This is a genomic window from Nocardia grenadensis NBRC 108939, assembly GCF_001613445.1.
GTDB lineage: Bacteria > Actinomycetota > Actinomycetes > Mycobacteriales > Mycobacteriaceae > Nocardia > Nocardia grenadensis.
Window position 1 is genome coordinate 118,267 of record NZ_BDCJ01000001.1, and the last position, 22,121, is coordinate 140,387.

At 68.1% G+C, this 22,121-nt stretch carries 23 protein-coding genes and 3 pseudogenes; 11 read left to right on the top strand and 15 right to left on the bottom strand.

Annotation, left to right across the window (positions count from 1 at the left end; genetic code table 11):
• Positions 1-76: 76 nt before the first annotated feature.
• Positions 77-592 (top strand): annotated as a pseudogene (locus NGR01S_RS29800) (MerR family transcriptional regulator); the annotation flags it as partial.
• 92 nt (positions 593-684) lie between these two features.
• Here NGR01S_RS29800 and NGR01S_RS00575 read toward each other — a convergent pair.
• The 7 genes from NGR01S_RS00575 to NGR01S_RS00600 form a co-directional block, all read right to left on the bottom strand.
• A complete protein-coding gene (locus NGR01S_RS00575) occupies positions 685-1,080 on the bottom strand; it encodes a VOC family protein (RefSeq protein WP_063034159.1) in 396 nt (131 codons plus the stop codon).
• 198 nt (positions 1,081-1,278) lie between these two features.
• The gene (locus NGR01S_RS00580; RefSeq protein WP_063034160.1) at positions 1,279-2,169 is read right to left on the bottom strand and encodes a class I SAM-dependent methyltransferase; all 891 of its coding nucleotides are present in this window, start codon (positions 2,167-2,169) and stop codon (positions 1,279-1,281) included.
• A 72-nt stretch (positions 2,170-2,241) separates the two neighbouring features.
• A complete protein-coding gene (locus NGR01S_RS00585; RefSeq protein ID WP_084480253.1) occupies positions 2,242-2,667 on the bottom strand; it encodes an SLOG cluster 4 domain-containing protein in 426 nt (141 codons plus the stop codon).
• A gap of 125 nt (positions 2,668-2,792) precedes the next feature.
• On the bottom strand, positions 2,793-3,737 hold the full coding sequence (locus tag NGR01S_RS00590; protein WP_063034161.1) for an NADP-dependent oxidoreductase: 945 nt from the start codon (positions 3,735-3,737) through the stop codon (positions 2,793-2,795).
• 147 nt (positions 3,738-3,884) lie between these two features.
• Positions 3,885-4,157 carry a GTP cyclohydrolase I gene (locus NGR01S_RS29805; RefSeq protein ID WP_373861373.1) on the bottom strand — a complete coding sequence of 91 codons (273 nt, stop codon included), beginning with the start codon at positions 4,155-4,157 and terminating at the stop codon, positions 3,885-3,887.
• Between the two features lie 103 nt (positions 4,158-4,260).
• Positions 4,261-4,680 carry a hypothetical protein gene (locus tag NGR01S_RS00595; RefSeq protein WP_063034162.1) on the bottom strand — a complete coding sequence of 140 codons (420 nt, stop codon included), beginning with the start codon at positions 4,678-4,680 and terminating at the stop codon, positions 4,261-4,263.
• A gap of 36 nt (positions 4,681-4,716) precedes the next feature.
• Positions 4,717-5,229 carry a DUF2231 domain-containing protein gene (locus tag NGR01S_RS00600; protein ID WP_063034163.1) on the bottom strand — a complete coding sequence of 171 codons (513 nt, stop codon included), beginning with the start codon at positions 5,227-5,229 and terminating at the stop codon, positions 4,717-4,719.
• 89 nt (positions 5,230-5,318) lie between these two features.
• Here NGR01S_RS00600 and NGR01S_RS00605 point away from each other — a divergent pair, with 89 nt between their 5' ends.
• On the top strand, positions 5,319-5,936 hold the full coding sequence (locus NGR01S_RS00605) for a helix-turn-helix domain-containing protein (RefSeq protein WP_245664367.1): 618 nt from the start codon (positions 5,319-5,321) through the stop codon (positions 5,934-5,936).
• 430 nt (positions 5,937-6,366) lie between these two features.
• Here the strand turns inward: NGR01S_RS00605 and NGR01S_RS00610 are convergent, their stop codons facing one another.
• Positions 6,367-6,726 (bottom strand): Rv2640c family ArsR-like transcriptional regulator, encoded by a 360-nt coding sequence (locus NGR01S_RS00610; protein ID WP_063034164.1) that lies wholly within the window; start codon positions 6,724-6,726, stop codon positions 6,367-6,369.
• 97 nt (positions 6,727-6,823) lie between these two features.
• Between NGR01S_RS00610 and NGR01S_RS00615 the strand changes: the two genes are divergently transcribed.
• The 3 genes from NGR01S_RS00615 (at position 6,824) to NGR01S_RS00625 (ending at position 8,846) form a co-directional block, all read left to right on the top strand.
• On the top strand, positions 6,824-7,318 hold the full coding sequence (locus NGR01S_RS00615) for an ArsI/CadI family heavy metal resistance metalloenzyme (RefSeq protein ID WP_063034253.1): 495 nt from the start codon (positions 6,824-6,826) through the stop codon (positions 7,316-7,318).
• 70 nt (positions 7,319-7,388) lie between these two features.
• Positions 7,389-8,414, top strand: coding sequence for an ACR3 family arsenite efflux transporter (gene arsB, locus NGR01S_RS00620; protein ID WP_063034254.1), 1,026 nt, complete (start codon positions 7,389-7,391; stop codon positions 8,412-8,414).
• Between the two features lie 15 nt (positions 8,415-8,429).
• Entirely contained in the window at positions 8,430-8,846 is a 417-nt protein-coding gene (locus NGR01S_RS00625; protein ID WP_063034165.1) for an arsenate reductase ArsC, read from the top strand.
• A gap of 332 nt (positions 8,847-9,178) precedes the next feature.
• Here the strand turns inward: NGR01S_RS00625 and NGR01S_RS00630 are convergent, their stop codons facing one another.
• On the bottom strand, positions 9,179-9,457 hold the full coding sequence (locus tag NGR01S_RS00630) for a hypothetical protein (RefSeq protein WP_063034166.1): 279 nt from the start codon (positions 9,455-9,457) through the stop codon (positions 9,179-9,181).
• Between the two features lie 681 nt (positions 9,458-10,138).
• On the opposite strand from NGR01S_RS00630, the gene NGR01S_RS00635 reads away from it, so the two are divergent.
• Positions 10,139-10,606 carry a hypothetical protein gene (locus NGR01S_RS00635; RefSeq protein WP_063034167.1) on the top strand — a complete coding sequence of 156 codons (468 nt, stop codon included), beginning with the start codon at positions 10,139-10,141 and terminating at the stop codon, positions 10,604-10,606.
• A gap of 321 nt (positions 10,607-10,927) precedes the next feature.
• Positions 10,928-11,431 (top strand): DinB family protein, encoded by a 504-nt coding sequence (locus NGR01S_RS00640; protein ID WP_063034168.1) that lies wholly within the window; start codon positions 10,928-10,930, stop codon positions 11,429-11,431.
• On the opposite strand, the pseudogene NGR01S_RS00645 reads toward NGR01S_RS00640, so the two are convergent.
• Together NGR01S_RS00645 and NGR01S_RS00655 are read right to left on the bottom strand one after the other, a co-directional pair.
• Positions 11,424-11,854: pseudogene (locus NGR01S_RS00645) on the bottom strand (Ohr family peroxiredoxin). The gene NGR01S_RS00640 and the pseudogene NGR01S_RS00645 overlap by 8 nt on opposite strands.
• Before the next feature lie 789 nt (positions 11,855-12,643).
• Entirely contained in the window at positions 12,644-13,441 is a 798-nt protein-coding gene (locus NGR01S_RS00655) for a GTP pyrophosphokinase (RefSeq protein WP_157107063.1), read from the bottom strand.
• 249 nt (positions 13,442-13,690) lie between these two features.
• Between NGR01S_RS00655 and NGR01S_RS00660 the strand changes: the two genes are divergently transcribed.
• The gene (locus NGR01S_RS00660; protein ID WP_063034170.1) at positions 13,691-13,885 is read left to right on the top strand and encodes a hypothetical protein; all 195 of its coding nucleotides are present in this window, start codon (positions 13,691-13,693) and stop codon (positions 13,883-13,885) included.
• A 33-nt stretch (positions 13,886-13,918) separates the two neighbouring features.
• On the opposite strand, the gene NGR01S_RS00665 is transcribed toward NGR01S_RS00660, so the two are convergent.
• The 4 genes from NGR01S_RS00665 to NGR01S_RS00680 all read right to left on the bottom strand — a co-directional run bounded on the left by NGR01S_RS00665 (position 13,919) and on the right by NGR01S_RS00680 (position 18,482).
• Entirely contained in the window at positions 13,919-14,881 is a 963-nt protein-coding gene (locus NGR01S_RS00665; RefSeq protein ID WP_063034171.1) for a phytoene/squalene synthase family protein, read from the bottom strand.
• Complete coding sequence (crtI, locus tag NGR01S_RS00670; protein WP_063034172.1) at positions 14,878-16,398, bottom strand: phytoene desaturase family protein; 1,521 nt, start codon at positions 16,396-16,398, stop codon at positions 14,878-14,880. The genes NGR01S_RS00665 and crtI overlap by 4 nt, the downstream gene beginning before the upstream one ends.
• 12 nt (positions 16,399-16,410) lie before the next feature.
• A complete protein-coding gene (locus NGR01S_RS00675) occupies positions 16,411-17,529 on the bottom strand; it encodes a polyprenyl synthetase family protein (RefSeq protein WP_084480254.1) in 1,119 nt (372 codons plus the stop codon).
• A gap of 77 nt (positions 17,530-17,606) precedes the next feature.
• A complete protein-coding gene (locus tag NGR01S_RS00680) occupies positions 17,607-18,482 on the bottom strand; it encodes a MerR family transcriptional regulator (RefSeq protein ID WP_063034257.1) in 876 nt (291 codons plus the stop codon).
• A 451-nt stretch (positions 18,483-18,933) separates the two neighbouring features.
• Between NGR01S_RS00680 and NGR01S_RS00685 the strand changes: the two genes are divergently transcribed.
• The 3 genes and pseudogenes from NGR01S_RS00685 to NGR01S_RS32960 form a co-directional block, all read left to right on the top strand.
• Positions 18,934-20,682, top strand: coding sequence for a DUF3556 domain-containing protein (locus tag NGR01S_RS00685; protein WP_245664368.1), 1,749 nt, complete (start codon positions 18,934-18,936; stop codon positions 20,680-20,682).
• Between the two features lie 323 nt (positions 20,683-21,005).
• Positions 21,006-21,491: a CinA family protein gene (locus NGR01S_RS00690; protein WP_373861374.1), complete on the top strand. Its 486-nt coding sequence runs from the start codon at positions 21,006-21,008 to the stop codon at positions 21,489-21,491.
• 139 nt (positions 21,492-21,630) lie between these two features.
• Positions 21,631-21,959: pseudogene (locus NGR01S_RS32960) on the top strand (Tn3 family transposase); the annotation flags it as partial.
• Positions 21,960-22,121: the final 162 nt, after the last annotated feature.

Sequence of the window (22,121 nt, forward strand, 5' to 3'; positions counted from 1 at the left end):
TTGGCGAAAGGGGCTCCCCGGGCCGGCTCAGGAGAGTGCTCCCTCGGCACGGCGTGGGGCCCGGGTCCGGTGGACGGTGCGGACGTTGCCTCACTACGGCCGCATCGGGCTGGTGCGGCCCGCGGGGCGGACGAGCACCGGCCACCGGCTCTACACCGCCGGCGACGTCGAGCGTCTCTACCAGGTGCTTGCCCTGCGTCAACCCGGCCTGGGTTTGGACCGGATCGCGGACCTGCTCGCGGGCACTGTGGCGATGACGCAGGTACGGTCCGCTCACCGCGACTATCTGGCCGCGCAATTGGCCGCGACCCAGGAACTCCATGCCCCGGTCGCGGCACTGGCCGCGAAGGCGGAGAACCGGCCAAACGCATCCGCGGATCGCTTCCTGGAATTGATCAGGAGGACCGTCATGGTCGACGACACCTTCAAGGAATATTTCACCGAGGGGCAGTTGACGCAGCTCGCTCAGCGTCGTGAGGATCTCGGTGAAGAGCACATCCGGCAAGCCGAAGCGGGATGGGCCGTGCTCATCCCGAAGGTCGACGCGGCGATCGCCGCCGGTGTGGATCCGGCTTCGCGCGAGGCGCAGCAGATGGCGGAGCGCTCATTCATTCCTCCCGGAATCCGCGCACGGTCAGCGAAATCGACCGTGCCGCCGAGTGTCCGGCCTTTCCGACGCTCGATTCACCGAGCGGGACCGAGCAGATCCCATCGGTTGCCCGCGATGTCCAGGAAAACCGCGACGCGACCATACGGTTCGGACCGCGGTTGCGTCACGAACTCGACACCCGCCGCGACCAGCCGGTCGTATTCGGATCGGAAATCGTCGACCCGCAAGAAGAATCCCACGCGCCCGGCGACCTGACCGCCGACGACGCCGGTCTGCCGATCGCCATCCGCACGTGCCAGCAGGATCCCGGTCTGCGCGCCCGACGGACGAACGACCACCCATCGCTTCGGCCTGCCGTCGTCGGTCAGTGACGGCACATCCTCGACCAGTTCGAACCCCAGCACCGCGACGAAGAACTCGATTGCCGGGTCGTACTCCGCGACCACGATCGCCACCAACTCGAGATGCATCCCTCGAGCATAGGGAGCATCGTCCGCCCGGGCGCGCCCCTCGGCTGTCGGTCGCGGAAAACAATGGCCGCGTCGTGATATGGGTGGGATGTCCGGCAGGGGTTGTCCTCGCTTTTTCGGCGGCATCGCCGGCCGGGCCGACCGCAGATCGGTCGTGCCCGGGGCGGAGGCATACAAGCCGAACTGGCCGGGAAATCCTCAGCGGCTCGCCCGTAGTATGCGGACCGGGCGCAGTGCCTGGGGTGGTTCGCCCTCGAATTCCGCGGATCCATCGAGGTATCCAGCGATGAGGTCCGCGGCGGAGTGGTCTTCGATGTCGGTGAAGCCGAGCGCGCGCAACCGTGCGGCGATATCGTCGGAAGCGAAATAGCTGAACCAGGGTTCGCCGACAGCCGCCGCTCGATTCGCGCGCGCCTGCAGCTGCGCGCGATCCTCGTCGGTGTCTGCCGACCGGAGGTAGTCGAAGATCACCTCGGTCGGTTCGGATTGACGAGCGATGTATTCGAGGGTGCTGCGGGCGGCGTCCGGGGTCAGATAGAAGACGACACCGAGCCACACGAATACCGCCGGATCGGTCCGGTTGAATCCGGCGGCTTCCAATCGTGTCGCCAGGGTGTCGGTTTCGAAGTCGACCGGTACGAAGGTCAACTGTTCGGGCCGGTCGATACCGGATGCGGCGAGGTGTTGATGCTTCCACGCTTGGGTATCGGGATGGTCGACCTCGAAGACACGCAGGCCGGGATGCGGGTTGCGGTAGGCGAAGGTATCCAGGCCCGCGCCGAGGATCACGACCTGCCGCGTGCCGGCCGCGACCGCCTCGGCCACTCGGTCCTCGGCGAAACGGGCACGAGCGGCAAAGAACAGGCGGCGCGGCCGATCACCGACGGCCAGCCGCAGGATCCCCGGACCGGTACCGCTATCGAGACCGTCCTCCGCGGGCCGGCCCAATTCGGTCAGCTCATTCGCAGTGACACCCAGCAGGCGTGCCGCCAGTGGATCGGTGAGAATCATCGGCCGATCAGCGATTTGATGATAGGCGCGTGCGTAGGCAGCCGCGAGCGCTGTCCGGCTGGGTCCCTCATCGTCCATACTCGAGAGGCTACTCACGAACGCGACGCGATGGCTACGCTGTGCATCGCTCGGTCATCAGCCTCCGCAAACTCATTCCGAACCGATCTCTTGGTCGGCCCTGCTTTGCGCCAATGCTGCCCGCACGGCGGCCGGCGGGCTGGTTGCCGTGACGGCCGCCTTGGTGGGGTTGCCGTCGGCGTCGAGGATCTTCCAGCCGCCGAGCGTGATCACCGGAGTGTTCCCGCGGTGATTGGCGAGAGCGAGTTCGGACAGCGTTCCCCAGGAACCGCCTACGACGATGACCGCATCGGCGGACCGGACCAGGATGGCATTACGCGCCTCTCCCATGTTCGTGTACAGGACAGCAGAAAGTCCCTCGCAGATTTCGGCCGGGTCGGTATCGGGGCGGACGCCGATGACCAGACCGTTTTCGGCGGAGGCCCCTTGCGCCACCGCGGCCATGACCCCGCGCCCGCCACCGCACAGCACGGTGGCTCCGGCTCGGGCCAATAGCATTTCCCGACCGATCCGCGGACCTGGCGAATAGCCTGCGTGTTCATCGTCGAACGCAGGCTCACGGCAGCGACCGAGCGATATCCGTGCGGGCCCGGCACATTGAGGAGCGCGGCGGCACCGGCCGGTCAGGAGAAGTCCAGGACCACCCGGCCGCGCAGTCCGCCGCGTTCGAGCAGGCGGTGGGCTTCGGCTGCTTCGGCGGCAGGGAGCACCTCGGCGACATGCAGGGTGAGCGTGCCGTCTTCGGCATAGCGGCGCAGGGTGTCCAGCCGTTCGGTGTCGGTGATGCCGTCGGGGACCATGACCGGGCACACTCGGATCCCGCGTTCGGCCGGCCCGGACCAGCCCCGCAACTCGGCCAGTGTGCCGCCGTCGGAGACGGCGGGCAGGGTTCGGGTGGTCTGCATCGACCCGTCCACGAGACCGGGAACGCCCTGCGGCAGCAGCGCCCGTATGCGGTCGGCGACATCGGCGCCGCGGGCGACGACGTGGTCGGCGCCGAAGCCGCGTACCCGGTCGTTATCGTGCGGGGCGGCATCCGCGACGACGGTCAGGCCGTCGGCCTTCGCGAGCTGCACCGCGTATCCGCCGACTGCACCGGCCGCCCCGGTCACCGCTACGGTGGCGCCGGCGGGCACGGCCAGCGCGTCCAGGGCGAGGCGGGCGGTCATGGCGTTCATCAGCAGGGTGGAGGCGGCGGGGAAGTCGGCGCCCTCGGGAGCGGGCACCACCGAGGCGGCAGGCACGACGACCTGTTCGGCATAGGCTCCGCCGCGCGGACCGGTGAACAGCACCATGGCGATCACGCGCTGGCCCACGCCCAGCCGGTCACCGGTTCCCGGGCCGAGTTGGTCGATTACGCCGGCGGCGTCCATCCCGGGCACGAACGGCGGCCGCCGGTCCGGCATCCGCACCGCGTGACCACCTGTGCGCAACAGGACATCGGTCGGGTTCACGGCGGCGGCGTGTACACGGATGCGGACCTCGCCCGGGCCGGCCTGAGGTTCGGGCAATTCCAGCAGTCGCAATACGTCGGGATCGCCGAATTCGTGCAAACCGATAGCCTTCATACCCCGCCGCAACCCGTTGCGGCGGTACGGTATTCCGGGCGCCGAGTCGCCCGGGGAGGCTGAGCGGCCGCACTGATCGGGCCTGTCTTCGTGAGGTGCCGATATCCGGCCCGTCGGTATCGGCGCCCGGCGGTCGGAGGTGGCGCGTTACGGGCCGATTCCGACGAGGTCCTGGCGGGATCGGGCGTCTGCGTGCAAGGTGCCGAGCAGCGTGGAGGTGACCGTGGTGGTCCCGACGGCTCGCACTCCGCGCAGGGTCATACAGGTGTGCTCGGCTTCGATGACCACGTCGACGGCCTTGGGCTGCCCTCCTCGTTCGGGAAGGTGGTCAGATCGAACGCGTGCGGGGGTGAACAACTCGGCATAGGCCCGGGCCATCCGCCCCGGCGTGGCCTGGACAGGTTCGCTGTCCAGCCGCACGCCGAGGTTGGTCAGAAAAGCGGCGGGCGGCGTCCTCGGCGGCGGTCGGTCGGATCGATCGCGCTGCTGTCGTGGACGAGGCGCAGGGCAGGCCGGGACATGATCAGCTTCCCCCGACACCGAGCGCGGTGAGCAGCACCAGCACGAGGGTGGCGACCGCGAACACGCCGTGCCCGCCGACGATCGCCACCGGGAAGTGTCGCTCGGGCGGCGTCTTGCCCACCAATCCGGTGGTTCGGGAGCGGTAGACCGGCAGCCAACGCGCCAGCATCACGAACCCGAGCAGCGCGACGGGAACCAGTAGTCCGAAGGCGACCCAGGCCAGCGCGACATTGTCGACGGCGAGGTAGACGATCCACACCACCAGCCCGGCCACGGCGAGCAGGAAGTGCCCGAATACCACCGGAACGGGAAGGTGGCTGGAATCCGAATCACGTGCACCGCCTTTGGCGATCCACGTGCCCAGCAGGACGAAGCCGCCGACCGCGGTGAGCAGCCAGAGGATCAGAGCCGCGATGCCCATGATGACTCCTGATGAAGAGAAGGGACAGAGGAGAGGTCAGCGCCGGAAACCGGTGGCCTGGGTGCGCTCGTCGGCGACCCGGACACCGTAGTGATAGGCAAGCTTGCCGCCCAGATAACCCGACACCGCCAGCACCACGACGGCGACGATCGACAGGGTCAGCGGGCCACCTGCGACGGCGGCGCCGGCATCGGTGTCGGCGACGCGCCACCAGAAATCGAGTGCGAACGCCACGGTGACCGCCAGATTCAGGCTCATGTGCACCAGCCCGATCCGGAAAGCGGGTGTGCCGGTCGGGATGGCGAACAGATCGAGGAATCCGACCGTCGCCGCGGCGAGCGCGCCCAGCACCCCGATCGCGATCAGCCACTGCGCGCCCCGCGCCAGGAATCCGGGGTCGTCGACCAGGCGCGAGCCGATATCGAAGACCACACTTGCCAGCCATGCTCCGATCGGCACGGTGACCAGGATCGGATGGAACGGGTGTCCGTACGGCCCGGCCAGCACGGCGCTGACCGGGCGTTTGGCCTGCCGCCAGTCCTCGGTCATGACAACCTCCGCGTATTGGCGCCGTTGCCGCACTGGATGACGATCTACGCCGGAACATGTGCTGGTTCATCCGGCGCGCCGGACGTCCCGTGACCCGCGACGAAGCCGCCGAACACGTCGGGATATTCCGCAAACTCGCCGCGTTCCACCTCGACAAACTCGTCGGCATCGGGCTACTGCGGGCCCACTACGAACACACCGGCGGGATCCGTCGCGTCGGACGGGCGCCCAAGGTGTACGAACCCGCCGACATCGAAGTACAGATCAGCATTCCCGAACGCCGCTACGAGATTCTCGCCGAAATATTGATGCAGGCCGTCCTCACCGAGGTTACCGGGGAATCCGCACGCGAGGCCACCCTGCGGGTCGCCGGGGATCGGGGCACCGCCACTGGTCGCGAAATCCGTGCGCGGTTACGGCCGGGACGATTCGGCGCCGACACGCCATCACCGTCCTGGTCGCCACGCTCGGCGAACAAGGCTTCGAACCCGCGCGCACCGCGCCGGCCTGCCTGCGATTGCGTAATTGCCCGTTCCACCCGCTGGCGGCTCGGGCACCCGACCTGGTGTGCTCGCTCAACCGCGCCTACCTCACCGGGCTGCTCCACGGTCTCGAAGCCGACGCCGTCCACGCCGATCTTGCCCCCGCCGCCGGTGACTACTGCGTCGAAATCCGCGCCGTACCCGATTCCTGAGGGGTCGCCGTGATCGATTCCTACGGGGACGGCCTGATCGGAGGCGGAATAATGCGACCGGGCCTCCGGTTGGCGGCCCGGGGCAACGAACTCGGTCGCGTACCGGGTGGTCCACCGCACAACCTCGGCGGAATGCGACCCTTGCCGGTGCGGTCGAAAAATCTGTCGGCTCCGGACAGCCCCGGGCCTCACCCCGTCGGTCGCTACGAGCGACCTCTCGCCGAGAGGTCCTTACGGGACGTCGACGCCCCGACCGAACGCCACCGGACCTCGTGCCCGGTGGCGTTTCGCGTACGGCTGTCGAACCATTGCGTCGGTGACCATCGCCGACGGGTTCATCGCTGTTCGGCGAGGTTCGGAGCGCGAATGCGTTCGAAAATCCATGTTTGACCGACGGGGCGCATCCCGGGTGGCCCGAAGCGCCGGCGGTCCGCTGCCAAGGGTCAGCGGCAGCAGTTCGGGTCGAGCACGGTGCACAGTGCGGTCAGAGCGTCGCGACGGGCCTGATGGAGCACGCTCATACCGCGGCGTTCGGAGTCGATGAATCCGGCTTTACGGAGCTGGGTGAGGTGGTGGCTGACAGTCGATTCCGATAGGCCGACCGCCGCGGCGAGTTCGCCGCCGGTGCGGCCGGTGTCGGGGTCGGCCAGTAGCAGGGAGATGAGTTTGACCCGGACCGGGTCGGCCAAAGCCTTCAGCCGCAGGGCGACGTGCAGGGCCGCCTCGTCGTCGACCGGTCCGGCGGCCACCGGGGCGCAGCAGACGGGGGCGGTGATATCGAGGACGGGCAGCGCTTTCGGCATGAAGGCGATCCTACCCGGACTTATTGACTTATGTCGAAAAGGTGGCAGACTGGCCGCCGTCAGCTATTCGATATACGTCACACAGGTGGTGGTCATGATGTCCCGGATACAGCTCGCCCTCGATGTCGACGATCTGGAAACCGCGGTCCAGTTCTATTCGGCCTTGTTCGGCACCGCACCCGCGAAGGTGAAACCCGGCTACGCCAACTTCGCGATCACCGAACCGCCACTGAAGCTGGTGCTCATCGAGAATCCCGGCCACGGCGGCAGCCTGAATCACCTCGGCGTCGAGGTCGAGTCCTCGGAGAAAGTCCATTCCGAGATCGCCCGGCTGTCGGAGGCCGGCTTGTTCACCGAGGAGCAGATCGCGACCACATGTTGCTTCGCCACCCAGGACAAGGCGTGGGTGACCGGGCCGGGCGGAGAGCGGTGGGAGGTCTACGCGGTACTGGCCGATTCGGACTCCTTCGGCACGGCTCCGGAGTTCGCCGAGGTCTCCGACGAGGAAGCGGTACAGGCATGCTGCGGTACCGACGGCCGCGGCGAGTCCGAAACCGCGTGCTGCGCCCCTGCCGCCGGCGCCGCCCGATGACCGCGCCACGGGGAAGCGGGGCGGTGCGGGGGTGAGCACCGTGGTGCAGGCGCCGGCGCCGCGGTTGGCGATGCCGGATCGGCTGTTGCCGGTCTGGATCGGTGTCGCCATGGCCGCGGGGCTCGCGCTGGGCCGCCTGGTGCCCGGCCTGGGCGGGGCATTGTCGGCGGTGGAGGTCGAGGGGGTCTCGCTGCCGATCGCGGCCGGCCTGCTGATCATGATGTATCCAGTGCTGGCCGGGGTCCGCTACGACCGTCTGTACACCGTCGCCGGCGACCGGCGCCTGCTCGCGGGCTCGCTGCTGCTGAACTGGGTGCTCGGGCCCGCAGTGATGTTCGCGCTGGCGTGGCTGCTGCTACCGGACCTGCCCGCCTACCGGACCGGGCTGATCATCGTCGGCTTGGCGCGCTGCATCGCGATGGTCATCATCTGGAACGACCTCGCCTGCGGGGACCGGGAAGCCGCCGCGGTGCTGGTCGCGATCAACTCGATATTCCAGGTGCTCATGTTCGCGGTCCTGGGCTGGTTCTACCTCTCCGCGTTGCCGGGATGGCTCGGCCGGGAGCAGGCCACGATCGAGGCCTCCCCGGTCGATATCGCGATCTCGGTGCTGGTGTTCCTCGGAATCCCGCTGGCCGCCGGATATCTCACCCGCCGAATCGGGGAGAGAACCCGCGGCCGGGACTGGTACGAAACCCGGCTACTTCCGAAGGTCGGGCCATGGGCGCGCTACGGGCTGCTGTTCACCATCGTGATCCTGTTCGCACTGCAAGGAGAGCAGATCACCGGCCGGCCGCTCGATGTCGCGCGGATCGCGGTACCGCTGCTGAGCTACTTCGCGCTCATGTGGGGCGGCGGTATCGTCCTCGGCGCGGTCCTGCGGCTCGGGTACGCGCGTACCGTGACAATGGCGTTCACCGCGGCGGGCAACAACTTCGAGCTCGCCATCGCCGTCGCGATCGCCACCTACGGAGCAACCTCCGGCCAGGCCCTGGCCGGTGTGGTCGGCCCGTTGATCGAGGTCCCGGTACTGCTTGCCCTGGTCTATCTCTCCCTCGCGTTGCGCCGGCACCTCTCTCCGGCACCGGTCGGCTGAAAGGTCTCCGCTCCCATGTCCTCCGATACCCCCACCGTGCTGTTCGTATGCGTCCACAACGCCGGACGCTCCCAGATGGCCGCCGCGTTCCTCACCCATCTCGCCGGGGGCCGGGTCCGGGTCCGCTCCGCAGGCACCGCGCCCACCGACACGATCAACCCGGCCGCGGTCGAGGCGATGCGCGAGGCCGGGATCGATATCTCCACCCGGGCCCCGACCGCGCTGACCGCGGGCACCGTCGAATTCTCCGACGTGGTGATCACCATGGGCTGTGGGGACGCCTGCCCCTCCTTCCCCGGAACCCGCTACCTCGACTGGCAACTCGACGACCCCGCCGGCGCCGGCCTCGCGCTCGTGCGCCGGATCCGCGACGATATCGAGTACCGGGTCCGTGGTCTGCTCACCGAACTCGGAATCCCCGCGCGCGCGTAACGGCAGCCGGGAGAACGCCGTATCCGTTCCGTAGTAGTTCCGTATCACCCTCGCCGCCTGGCTGCCCGTGGTCGTCAATTGCTGTATTCGTGGATACCGGCGGCACAATCATCGCTGGCCAACCAGTTCGACTGCGATGTATGGGATTATCTGAGTTCCGGCAAGTCGCACGTCGAGATCGTCAGCGATCAAGGGCGAGATCGAGGTCACCAGATCGTGGCACCCCGACCGGCGGGAAGGCGACCCTCGCGCCCACCGCACGGTCGAACCTCGGCTCCTTCTGGCGGGCGCTCCGCATCCGGCCCGGCCGGTGCGGAGCAGTCGGCCGGGTATCAATAGGTGCTCGGGGCGCACGGATTCGGGAGCGACGATCCGGCGGCGAGGTCGCAGACCCCGCCGGTCAGCATCTGGAAGGGCGTGAGCGCGAGGAGCACGATGATCCCGATGATGTCGCCGCGCTGAACGGCTTCGACCGCCGACTGCGCGGCCGCCGACCCCGAGTCCACCATTGCCGAGCCGGTTCCGGATTCGGCGGCGGCGACCGGTGCGGGGATCGGGGCGATCGGGGGAGTGGCCGTCGCGCCGGCCGCGGTGCCGATCAGTCCGGCCATGGCAATGGAGGTGGCGGCCAAGCGGAGGGGGGGGGCGCGTCATCGTTTTTCCTTCGAGGGTCGGCGAAAGGGTGTGGAGCGGGTCGGGGTCACGGGTGCGAAACGGTGTGGTCGTCCGGTGGCTTCGGCGCATCGCGCCCATCGAGTCGGTCCATCGGGCCCAGCTCCTCATCGAGTCGAAACGGCCCCGCCCGGCACAATCGGACCATCCAGAATGGACAGTAACTTATCAGTTCTGATCGACGGGCGCCCAATCTTCGGAGTTGGTCGTATATCTGTCGGTTATAGGTCAAATTCGTGAAAATAGTTGCGGTAGAGTGTCAAATGCACTGAAGTATGTATGCGATGTATATGCGCGAATCAGGTGATCTGGTGCCTGGATGTCACAGAATTGGTATGGACATTGCTGAGTTGTGTGGCCTACTGTCAGTCTGGCGCGAACGTCTGTGGTGCCCGCCGACCCCGAACCGTGAACGATGAACGAGCGCTGCGACGGTGTCCGGAGCATTCGCGATCACGGCGGGAGCCGACTCCATATTCGCACCCGGTCGCCACCGGCAGCGCATCTTGTTTCCCCCGGCGCCATGGTGGTACGCGACCGGCCAGGCAACACCCGCCGCAACCCGACTCGCCCGCGCGGTCCGAAGCCGGAATCCGCCGATATCTCGATAGCCTGTCGGAATGGCAGTGACCGATACCGGTGACGAGGACGTTCCCGCGGAGCGTCATCGCCGGCCGGCGGGTGTCGGCGACACAACAGTCGAGGCGGTGGGCAAGTTGTCCGAAGCCTTCGAAATCGCCGAACGCGCGCGAGGGCATCTGTACGCATTCCATCAACTGACCGGTCGCGCCGACTTTGTTCTGGGGTCGGCGGCGGCGTTGTTGCGGGAGGCCGGTCATCACCACCTCGCCGATCGGATGACGGCCGACCTGATCGGCCGCAATGTCCTGGAGGGCCGATGGACCTTCCAGATCGTCGAGGAGTACGACGACGGCTACTACAACTTGTTCCGCGATATCGAACGCGAAGTGCGGGAGGAGTTGCTCGAAGGCCGGCGGCATGTCTACGAGGCGGAAATGAAGGAAGCGCGCCGGACGCACGGCCGGCCCGGTCACGAGGCGCGGCCACGGCCCTCGGCGAACTCCTGAAGGACAGGCCGGGCCCGCCGGGCGACCGAGTACCCGAGCGAATGCCCCTCGAACTTCCCTTGGTGCAGGCGCATGAACCCGGCGGGGAAGTGCTCGGGTCACCGAATCGCGTCGCCGAACGCCGCGGTCGGTGGTAGATTCGGGATCGGCTCGTCGCGTCCGCTTCTGATGTGGGCCGCATATTCTCACGGCCGACTCCAGGATTCACGATCGCGAGGCTCGCGATCATTCGGCGCCGTTTCTTCCGGCGAGCCGATTCCGAACCACCACAGGCACATCGGTCTGTTCGGCGTGCGCCGGACCGGCCGTGGAAGGACTCCGATGACTGCTCCGTCCCGTACCACCGGCACCGAACGCGAACTGCTCGAGACCATGCTCGACCAGGCGCGCACCGACCTCGTCGACACAGTGCGCGGACTGTCCGAGACCGACGCCCGGCGCCGGCTCGTACCGTCGCTGACCACTCCGATAGCGCTGATCAAACATGCCACGTACGCGGAACGAATGTGGTTCCAGCGCACGCTCGGACGGCTCACCGATGCCGACTGCGATGGTCCGCTGTGGGCGCACGGCGGTTTCCGGGTGGGCAATGCGGAGACCGTGGCCGAGGTGATCGCGGAATTCGAACGTGCGAGTGCTCGAGCCAGGTCCGTCGCGGCGGGGATTCCACTGGACGAGACGCGCGAGCACCCGCGCGTGGGAGTTGTCAGCCTTCGCTGGATCTATCTGGCCATGACCGCCGAGTTCGCCCGGCATGCCGGGCACGGGGACATCCTGCGCGAGCAGATCGGAGCCGAGGCGGATTCACCGGCACAGCTCAGCTGACGGTGCCATCCACGGTGACCGGGATATTGCCGCGGGTGCGTTGGAGTAGGGGCATACCGCGTACGCGGCCGCGACGAGCGAGTCGGCGGCGGCGGCCTGTTCGATACCACCCATCTCTACGTGGAGTGCGGCGGCGAGACCGAAACCGCCCTGCTCGGTGCGGTGCAGGCCGATCTCGGCAACGACGGTCGAATCGCTGAAACCGATCTTCTGTCCGGCGGCGACGGCCTTCACCGCGGAGTGGAAGCAGGAGGCCCAGCCGGCGGCGAAGAGCTGTTCGGGGTTCGTCGCGCCACCCGGCCCGCCCATTTCACGCAGGATGGCGACGGTGACGTCGATCAGCCCGTCATTGCTGGTCGCGCGCCCTCCGGCGCGGCCGTCGCCGGTGGAGGTGGCGGTGGCGGTGTAGACGGGTTCGGACATGGTGTTTCTTCTTCGGTGGTGAGGGGCTACTGCGTGTGGTCCGGCGATCCGGGGGCGCGGCCGAAACCGGCCGATGAATGGGGCTGCGGCCGGGCGCGGCCGATGGACGGAAGACGGGTCGTTGCGGGAGGCGATCCGACGGGGCCTCGCCTGGGCGGGCGACGGTGATCACCTCACCTCACCGCGCCCGTGCGGCGGTGCAGGCGGATCGCCGAGATGAGGAAGAAGATGCCGCCCAGCGTCGCGTACCCGGCGAGGGCGTTGAGAGACGCAGGACATCGGGGATGCCGGAGGCGACGGCCACACCCAGCCCGACGGCGGTGAGCAGGCTCAGGGCCATGTTGAGGTACAGCGGCGACTTCGAGCGTGTGGCACCCGAGGTGCGGAAGTCGAAGACGCCGCGGCCAGGTCGAACAGTGGGTAGAGCACCAGCAGGGCAATGCCGACCGGGGTGAGCGTCACCGCGGTCCCCAGCAGCAGAACCGCCCAGACGATGGCGACCCCGAAGCGGGCGTAATACAGGTTCCGCAGCCCCTCGGTGCTGCCGGCGTCTCGGCGACGGGGCCGGCCCCACCGGTCTCGATTGAACTGGACATCGGACTCTCTTTCGATGGTCGAGGCGGCCGAGGTGTGACTGCCTGAGGAGAAAGAACGATCGGTCCGATCTGTGAGACGGTCCTGCTCGGAATCGAAGGACTGCTGAATTCTCGCCAACGCACTCGCCGGGAACCGGTCGCATAGTTCTCGATATCCCAGCGAAGCCGGTGGGGCGGCGCCCGGCCGGCCGATCTACAGCTCGGGTGCGCGCAGGATGGGTGCGGGCCGGACGCCGGAGGAGGGGTCGGTGACGAGGCTGTGGTAGAGGCTTCTGAGGTCCAGGGTGTCGGCCGGCTCGGGCTGGGTGCGCTCGGTGCGGTCGACCTGGCGGTGCAGGGCTTCCATTTTCTCGTCCAGCTGGGTGGCGACCTCGGCGGCCTGGGCCAGATCGCTGCGGAGGTTCGGGGGTACCTCGCCGCGGTATTTGTAGTAGATCTTGTGTTCGAGGCTGGCCCAGAAATCCATCGCGATGGTGCGGATCTGGATTTCGACCGGAATGTGTTCGGTGCCCTGGGAGCGGAAGACCGGGATAGAAACGATCAGGTGCAGGCTCTGGTAGCCGTTCGGTTTGCGGTGGGTGATGTAATCGCGTTCCTCCAGGACCGTGATGTCCTCCTGGCCGGCGAGCATATCCCTGATCACGGTGATATCGGAGATGAAGCTGCACACCACGCGGACTCCAGCGATATCGAGGATGTTGTCCCGGATGGCGGCCAGGGTCATCGGATATTTCTTGCGTTGGACCTTTTCCATCACGCTTTCGGGCGATTTCAGTCGCGATCCGACGTGTTCGATGGGGTTGTACTCGTGGGTACTGTTGAAATCCTCGCGCAGAATATTGATCTTGGTGGTGATCTCGTCGATCGCGAATTTGTAGCCGAGCATGAAGTCGAGGAACTGTTCGCGGAGCGCGCGCACGTCGTCGACGGTGATCGGGCCCGCACCGGCGGAGTCGGTGTCGGCGGGCGGGCTCGGCTGCCAAGGTCTCATTGGTTCCATTGTGCCGTCGCCTGCGATTTTGCCGCTACGCCGGGTGAGCCACACCACGATCGTCTCGGCGTTCGATCGGACCGGATGGTGCCGCGCCGGAGAGTGTGCGTCGGTGATCGTGTGGGAGCGTGTGAGAGGTATCCCGAGGCGATCTCGAGTCCATCTCGGTGAGATCGGTCGAAAAACGAAGTATTTCCCCCGACCGCCGGTAACGGTTTCATAAACCGAGTGGTGGGGAAGCCTGTAGATATGACTGCGATTCGGAACCAGCCCGCCCGGGTCGTCGGTGTCGAACGGGGAACGGCGGTCCTGGCCGTATTCACCTGCCTGGTGTTCTCCATCGGGATCACCGTCCTCGCCGGCTCGGCGCTGATCGGTGTCACCGTGACCGCGGCACTGGCCGTGGGAATATGGCTGACCTCGAAAATCCTTCCCACCAACTGAACTGTCTCGCGGCCGGGCCGGTACGCGCGCCGGTCACACGGGTGTCGTGGCGGGGGTGAGGATGCCGGATCGGCCGTTGCGGCGGGCCCACAGCGCTCGGGCGAGCGCCGATCCGGCGACGTGCGCGCGGCGGGCACGTCCGACGGTGGCCCGCTCGGTGAAGACCGCGAAGTCGAGATCCTCTATCCGGTCGAGGATTTCGCCGTAGAGGACGGCAGCGGTTGCCACGCAGGGGCGTGAGACGGGGTGCAGCAGATCGATGCCCGGCGTGGCCCGGGCATACCACTGGCGGGCGACGGCATGCTGGGCGGCCAGGGCCGCACGGACGCGGGTATCGGTGCGGCGATGCGCGCGGCACCATTGCAGCAGGTCCCGGTCGACGCGGAAGGCGGCCAGTTCGTCGGCCGGTAGGTACACCCGCCCGCGGTCGAGGTCTTCGGCGATATCGCGCAGAAAGTTGGTGAGCTGGAACGCTTTACCGAGCGCGGCCGCATACGGCGCGGCTTCGGGCTGTGGGCAGACGGCGCCGAGAACGGGCAGCACCTGCAAACCGATCACTTCGGCCGAGCCGTACACATAGCGGTCCAGGGCCGGACGGTCCGGGTAGTCGGTGACGGTCAGATCCATCCGCATGGAGTCCAGGAAAGCCCGGAAGAGATCGCTGTCGATGGTGTATCGGGACGCGGTGTGACCCACCGCGGCGACAACCGGCGCGCCCTGCCCGGGGCTATCGAGACCACTCGACAGTTGCCGGGTCAGCTCGTCCAGACGTGCCCGCGGCGTGCCCGCGGCAGGGTCGGGTAGGTCGACGATATCGTCGGCCCAGCGGGCGAAGCCGTAGAGGGCGTGGATCGCCGGGCGTTGCGCGGGGGCGAGCAGTCGGGTCGCGAGGAAGAAGGTGCGGCCGTGGCGGGCATTGAGGTCGCGGCAGTACCGGTAGGCCCGACGCAGGCACGGGTCCGTGATCGCGGCGGCGTCGAGTTCGCTGCCGATCATGAACGAGCACCCCCGGTGTGCAGGGGTGCGTCCGGTCGGCCCGCGGCCAGTGTGCCGGTGATTCGGTCGGCGGCCAGCCGCCCGGAGATCAACACCGGTGGTACGCCGACCCCGGGCACGGTCGAACTGCCCGCGAGCACGACATTGTCGAGGCCGCGGATCATATTGGCCGGCCGCAACGGTCCGGTCTGCGACAGCGTGTGCGCCAGCGCGAAAGGGCTACCCGCGAGCATGCCCTGGCGCGCCCAATCCGCCGGTGTGATCACGCGGAGTATCTCCACTCCGGTCAAGGGGCGGGGCAGGCGCTGGTTCACCGTGGCGACGAGTTCGTCCGCGTAGGCGGGCCCGAGCCGGTCCCAGTCGATCGGTGCCCGTTCCAGATTGGGCGCTGGCGCGAGGATGGACAGCAACTCGCGTCCGGGCGGGGCCAGCAGCGTATCGGTGGCGGTGGGGCGCGTGACGAGCAGTGACGGGTCCCGCATGGGTTGCCCGCGGGTGAGGATGTCGTCGAAGGTCCGCCGCCACGCGCGTCCGAACAGCAGCGAATGATGTGCCAGATGTGGGGCGGGATCGCTACCGAGGTGCACCACTACGGCCGAAGGCGACGCGATGGGCCGTTTCGGGCGTCGTGAGTGGTGACCGATCAGCCGGTACGCGTGGTGCAGTTCGGTGGTGACGACGGCCGCGTCGCACTCGATATCCCGCCCGTCGGAAGTGGTGACGGCTTCGATCCGGGACCCCGAACGCCGAGTGGATTCCGCGGTGACTCCGTAGTGGAAACGCACCCCGGCCGTGGTCGCGGCGGCGGCGAGGGCGTCGGGTAGCGCGCGCATTCCGCCCAGCGGGAAGAAGACTCCGCCGATGGTGTCCATGTAGGCGATCACGGCGTAGGCGGCCAGCGCCCGCTGCGGTGGGACCCCGGCGTAGAGCGACTGGAAGGTGAAGAGTCTGCGCACGTCCGGGTCGTGCAGATGGTCGGCGACCGCCCGGTCCCAGCGGCGTAGCCCGCCGGCCAGGACCAGCTGCCCCGCTGCCGGGGTCATCAGCGACATCGGTGAATCGACATTGGCGGCGATGAAGTGATCGAATTCGGTGTGGTACAGGTGGGTCAGCCAGCGCCGTAATTTCAGATAACCGTCCGCCTCACGGGATCCGGCGAAATCGGTTATCGCCGCGGCCATGGGTTCGGGGCCGGTATGCAGGTCGAGGGTGCGGCCATCGGCGAAATGGGCCCGGTAGGCCGGGTCGATGGGGACGAGGCGCAGATGATCGTCGGTGTCGGCGCCGACGGCGGCGAACACCTCGTCGATCAGGTCGGGCATGGTGAGCACGGTCGGTCCCAGATCGAGGCGGTAGTCACCGATATCGGCTCGGGCGGCGCGGCCCCCGGGGACCGGTTCACGTTCGAGGACGGTGACCGCGACCCCGCGGCCGGCCAGATGGATCGCGGCCGATAGTCCGGCCAGCCCCGCGCCGATCACCACGACATGATCACAGCGACCTTCGACGCCGCGCATCGTCTTCTCCTCTCAGGATTCGCGGACGGTACAGCGGGCGGCCATACCGTCCAGTAGTTCGCGCCGGACGTCGGGAAGTGGCGCGGCGGCCAGTGCGTGGCGGGCGTCGGTGACCCGGTTGTCGATCATCGCCTCGATGCGCGCCGGGGCGCCGGTGGCGGTGATCAGGGCGCGAACCCGGGCGACCTCGGACGAGCCGAGCGTCGGCGCCTGCAGCAGGGTGCACAGTTCGCGGTGCAGGCGTGAGCCGGCCATCTCGATCGCCGCCACGATCAAGGTGGACGCCTTGTGCTGGGCGATATCGTTATCGGGTTTTCCGGTGATCTCCGGGAGGCCGTAGACGCCGAGGATATCGTCGCGCAGCTGGAAGGCTTCGCCGATCGCCCGGCCGTATTCGGTCAGCGCGGCCGTCACGCCCGGGTCGCAGTCCGCCATCGTCGCCCCCAGGACGAGGGGCCATTTCACGGTGTAGTTGCCGGATTTGGCGCGTGCGATCGCCAGCACCCCGTCCAGGGTGGGTGTGCTGCGGATATCGTTGCTCAGATCGGCGAATTGACCCAGGGCCAGTTCGATCCGCATGCGATCGTAATGGGGCCGGACCCGGGCCAGCGCGGATTCGTCCACTCCACTCTCGCGCAGCATTTGCTCGGCCCAGATCAGGCATATATCGCCCAGGAGCGTGGCCGCGGATTCGCCGAAGCGGCGCGGGCAACCGGGCAGTCCGTTCCGTTCGTGCCGGTCGGCGAGCCGTCGGTGCGCGGTGGGCTCACCCCGGCGCCGGGCGGATTCGTCCATCACATCGTCTTGGAGCAGCGCGAACGCGTGCAACAGTTCCAGTGCCGCGCTGGCCCGTAACGCTGTGTCGTCCTCGGGGGCGCCGCACAACCACCCCGCGTACATGAAGGCCGACCGCACGCATTTGCCGCCGCCGACGTATTGCCACAGCACATGCTGCACCGTCGGCCGCACGGCCGATTCGACGGACCGCCGCTGCACGAACTCGGCCAGCTCGGCCAGCACCCGCGCGCGGACCGTCTGCTGCCACTCGGCTGTCGGCTGCTCGGGTAGCCCGGCCCCACCGTGGGGCCTGGCGCGCGGTGCGCGGTCGGATCCCACGATCTGTGTGTTCATCACAGCTCCTCGAGTCCATTGCCGGGTGTGGGTCACATACCATCGTAGACCTTCTTCGATGCGTAAACGATGCGTAGTCAGAGAGTATGCACGGACCGGACGATGTCGCCGAGCGCGTCCTCGAGCGAGTCGACCCGGCGGGCGCCGGGGAATACGACGGCCACCGGCCAGCCGGGGCCGGCCAGCAACAGGCGGGCCGGTGCGGGGCATCCCGGCGGGATCGGGACCGGGGACGCCGTCCGCTCGGTCTGGGACCACAGCACCACCACCGGCTCGCGCGGCTGCCGGGTGATGGCGGCAGCCAGCGCGTCGGCGGGGAGCGCGGCGCCGAGCAGCAGGGCCGGTATGCCGGCTTCGGTCAGCGCGGCCCGCAGCACTTCCAGCGGCAGGACATGGTTCTCGCCGGCGGTACAGGCCAGCAGCACCGGGGCGCGCCCGACGGTGTACCGGATGGGTGGAACCGCCCGGTGCAATGCGGTGGTGACGGCCCAGGACAGCACATGTTCCACCTCGATCAATCCCTGGTCGCCGGTCTGCCGGTCGACGATGTCGGCGAACACCGGGCGACACAGCCGGTTCCAGGTGCTCACCACACCGAAATGCGCGACGTGGGTGGTGCAGATCGCCAGGAGTTCCGCCGCGTCGAGCCGGTCGGCGGCCGCCAGGGCGGGCCCCACGTCGCCGAAAGTGGGCGCCGGTTCGGCTGCGGCGCGCGCGGCCTTCGCGGCGGTGACGGGGGCGACTCCGGCGCGAACGAGATCGACCATGCGGCCCAGCAACGCCACGTCGCTCGGCGTGTAGTACCGGTGTTCGCCTGGATTGTGGCGGGGCGGCCCCAAGCCGTAGCGCTGGTTCCAGCTGCGCAGGGTCGCCACCGGAATATCGAGGGCCTGGGCCACCGTACCGACGGTGAACCCGATCCCGGAATCGTCTGCCGGGTCGGTCTCGCGCACGGCCGCACACACCTTTCCCACGCAGGACGGCTGGAGCTGGCTGCGCCTCCTCTCGTGTGCCGGTGGTCCAGCCGGTGCCGGGCGCGGGCGGGCAGCCGCCTCGTCCCGTAGCCGATCCCGGAATTGCCACCTGTGAGGCTTCACGCTACACGCCTAGCGATGCGAAATCGACTCAAGGGTGAATGGGCGGTCGACGCACGACGCGCTCGGCGGCCACCGGGGCACCCCGCCCGTGAGTCGGCCACTCGTCAGCACACCGATTTTCACTCGAGGGTGGCCGCGGGGGTGCGATGATCTCGGTCGTCGGCCGGTTCGTCACGAGGGTGACCGCCGTCCGTCACGGCGTCCGGGGACGGTGGTCTCCGAACGGCGAGAGGGCACCCGAGTAACCCGTATTCGATACCGACGGTGTGCTCCCAACTGATCGAACGGCGTAGGGAACGAGAGCGTAGTGAGCGGAACAGATCGATTGTTCGGCATCCTCCGGCCGAACCTGCCGGTGGTCGATTTCGACGAATGGAGCAGCGGTACGCGAGCGGAAAAGCTCCGGCCCATGGCGCGGCACTGGGCCGAGGTCGGTTTCGGCACGCCGGTGCTGCTGCACCTGTGCTATGTCGTCAAGATCGGCCTCTACGTCCTCGGCGGATGGTTGTTCGCGCTGACGACCGAAGGTATCGACGGATTCACCGCGGTCGGTACCTGGTGGTCGGAGCCGATCGTCTTCCAGAAGGTCGTGCTGTTCACGATGCTCTTCGAGGTGGTCGGGCTGGGCTGCGGGTTCGGTCCGCTCAACAACAGGTTCTTCCCGCCCATGGGCTCGATCCTGTACTGGTTGCGCCCCGGCACCATCCGCCTGCCACCCTGGCCGGATCGGGTGCCCGGCACCCGCGGTACCCGCCGCACACTGTTCGAAGTGGTGTTGTACGCGGCGCTGCTGGTCATGCTGCTGGTGGCGCTGGTGTCCAACGGAACCGGACCGGACGCGGCACTCGACACGACCGTCGGCGTCCTGCCGGTCTGGCAGATCGCGACGGTGCTCGGTCTGCTCGCCGTGCTGGGACTACGCGACAAGACCATCTTCCTGGCGGCGCGCGGTGAGGTGTACGCGACACTCGCGGTCACGTTCCTCTTCGGCGGCGCGGACCTGATCGTCGGCGCCAAGATCGTTTTCGTCGTCATCTGGATCGGTGCGGCGGTCTCGAAGCTGAACAAACATTTCCCGTTCGTGGTGTCGACGATGATGTCGAACAGTCCGGTGGTGCGGCCCCGGGCTCTCAAACGGCTTTTCTTCGAACGTTTTCCCGACGATCTGCGGCCGGGACGGTTGTCGCGGTGGTTCGCCCACGGCGGGACCGCGGTCGAGATGGGTGCGCCGCTGGTGCTGTTCTTCGCGCACGGCGGCTGGCCCACGGCGGTCGCCGCCACCGCGCTGATTGGCTTCCACCTGGTGATCCTCACCGCGATACCGATGGGTGTACCGCTGGAGTGGAACGTCTTCATGATCTTCGGTGTGCTGACACTGTTCGTCGCGCACGCCGATGTGGGCCTGTCCGCGGTGACCAACCCGGTGCCGCCGGTCCTGCTGCTGATCGTGCTCGCCGGAGCGGTCACCCTGGGAAATCTGTTCCCGCGCAAGGTGTCGTTCCTGCCCGGGATGCGCTACTACGCGGGCAACTGGGATACCACGCTCTGGTGTATCCGGCCCTCGGCCGACGCGAAGATCCGGCAGGGGATCGTCGCCGTCGCGACCATGCCGGCCGCGCAGTTGCAACGGTTCTACGGAAGTCCGGAGGCCGCGCAGATCCCGCTGTATCTCGGCTATGCCTTCCGGGCCTTCAACACCCACGGCAAGGCGCTGTTCACGCTCGCGCATCGCGCGATGGCCGATCAGGACGAGGCCGACTATGTTCTGACCGACGGCGAGCGCATCTGCTCGACCGCCCTCGGCTGGAACTTCGGTGACGGTCATCTGCACAGCGAGCAGCTGATCGCCGCCCTCCAGCAGCGCTGCGGGTTCGAGCCGGGGGAAGTCCGGGTTGTGCTGCTGGATGCGCAACCCATCCATCGGCAGACCCAGCGTTACCGGCTCGTGGACGCCGCGACCGGGGAATTCGAGAGCGGTTCGGTGCGGGTCGCCGATATGGTCGTGCGCCAGCCCTGGGACGACGATGTGCCGGTGTACCCGGATCGCCGGTCCTGACGGGCCGGGCGCCGGTTCCTGCCGGTGCCCGGTGTACCGGGAGAATTCGCACTCCGACGGTGCGGGGACCGGCATCCGGTCGCGGTCCCGGGCGGATGGTGACGTCGCACGCGCCAGTGGTGGAGCCCGACCGGCGGGTTTCGCCGTCGGCGTCGCCAGGGCACCGGCCTGTCTAGACTGACCTGCGTGTGGCAGGACGCAATGATTCGGACCTGGGCCACCCGGTGGCGTATCGCGGGGACCGTTCGCGGTGTCACCGGTGGGGTCCGGCACTCGGAAGTGGGGTACTGATGTCGACGGATTCCGAATCCGAAGGAGTGCTTGTGCCGGCTGTACTGGGGCGAGCCCACGACCGCGCCGAGGAGTTGGCCGCCATCGCCGACCGCACGGGTCTGCAGGTGGCGGTGGCGGAATCGCTCACCTCCGGCCAGCTCGCGGCGGCGCTGGGCGCCGCGAGTAACTCGGGGGAGTGGTTCCGCGGCGCGGTGGTGGCCTATAGCCGCGGGGTCAAGCACCGGGTGCTCGGCGTACCGGACGGGCCGGTGGTCTGCGCGGCGGCGGCCCGGGCGATGGCCGAAGGGGTGCGGACACTGTTCGACGCGACACTGTCGGTGGGAGTGACCGGTGCCGGTGGCCCCGACCCACAGGACGGGCAGGAGCCGGGTTCGGTGTGGTTCGCCGTCGCGGTCGAGGGGCGGGTCACCGCCTCGTTCCGGCTGTTCGAGGGTGAACCCGCCGAAATACTGGACCAGGTGGTCGATCACGCGGTCGAGCTGCTGCTGGACACGGCGAAGGGACTGCGGGTCTGAGCCGCCGCCGCGGGAGCGCCGCGCTGCCCGCCGGAAATGTCGGGTAGGCCACGATCATGCCGACAGTCGCGATCGAAATGCCCGGTGGCTCCGCCGAAGCGTACGTGGCCCGAGCCGCCGGTCCGGGTGTCCGGCTCCGAACCTGGGTCTGACGCGGATGGCCGAGGCCTGCCGCATCCCCCACGACATCCTGTCCCGGATCGACGAATGGTACGTGCGGGAGAAGACCCTGCGCGCGGCCAACCTCGCGATCATCGACTACAAACAGCGGCTCCCGCTGACATCGGTGTCGGCGCTGGGACGCAGTCGTCGAGCGATGGGCAGCAGTTCCCGACGCGCGGGTAGGCGACGACCGCGCGGCCGTTGAGCCGCTACGTCGCCGATGAGGGGCTGTCGACCTATACCCATGTCACCGATCAGCACGCCACCTACAGCACCAAGGTGATCGTGGCGACCAAACGCGAAGCCGCTGGTCGGCAAGCTCTCGGCCGCCGGACGCCAGAACACACTGGCCGCGGCCCCGAAGGAGTACGGGGCCCTTTCATCGATGCCGATTACAGCGCGATTCGAGGGTTGGCCGGCCGCCGACGCAGACCCGTCCCTGCCGCTTCTTGACTGATGTCCATGAAG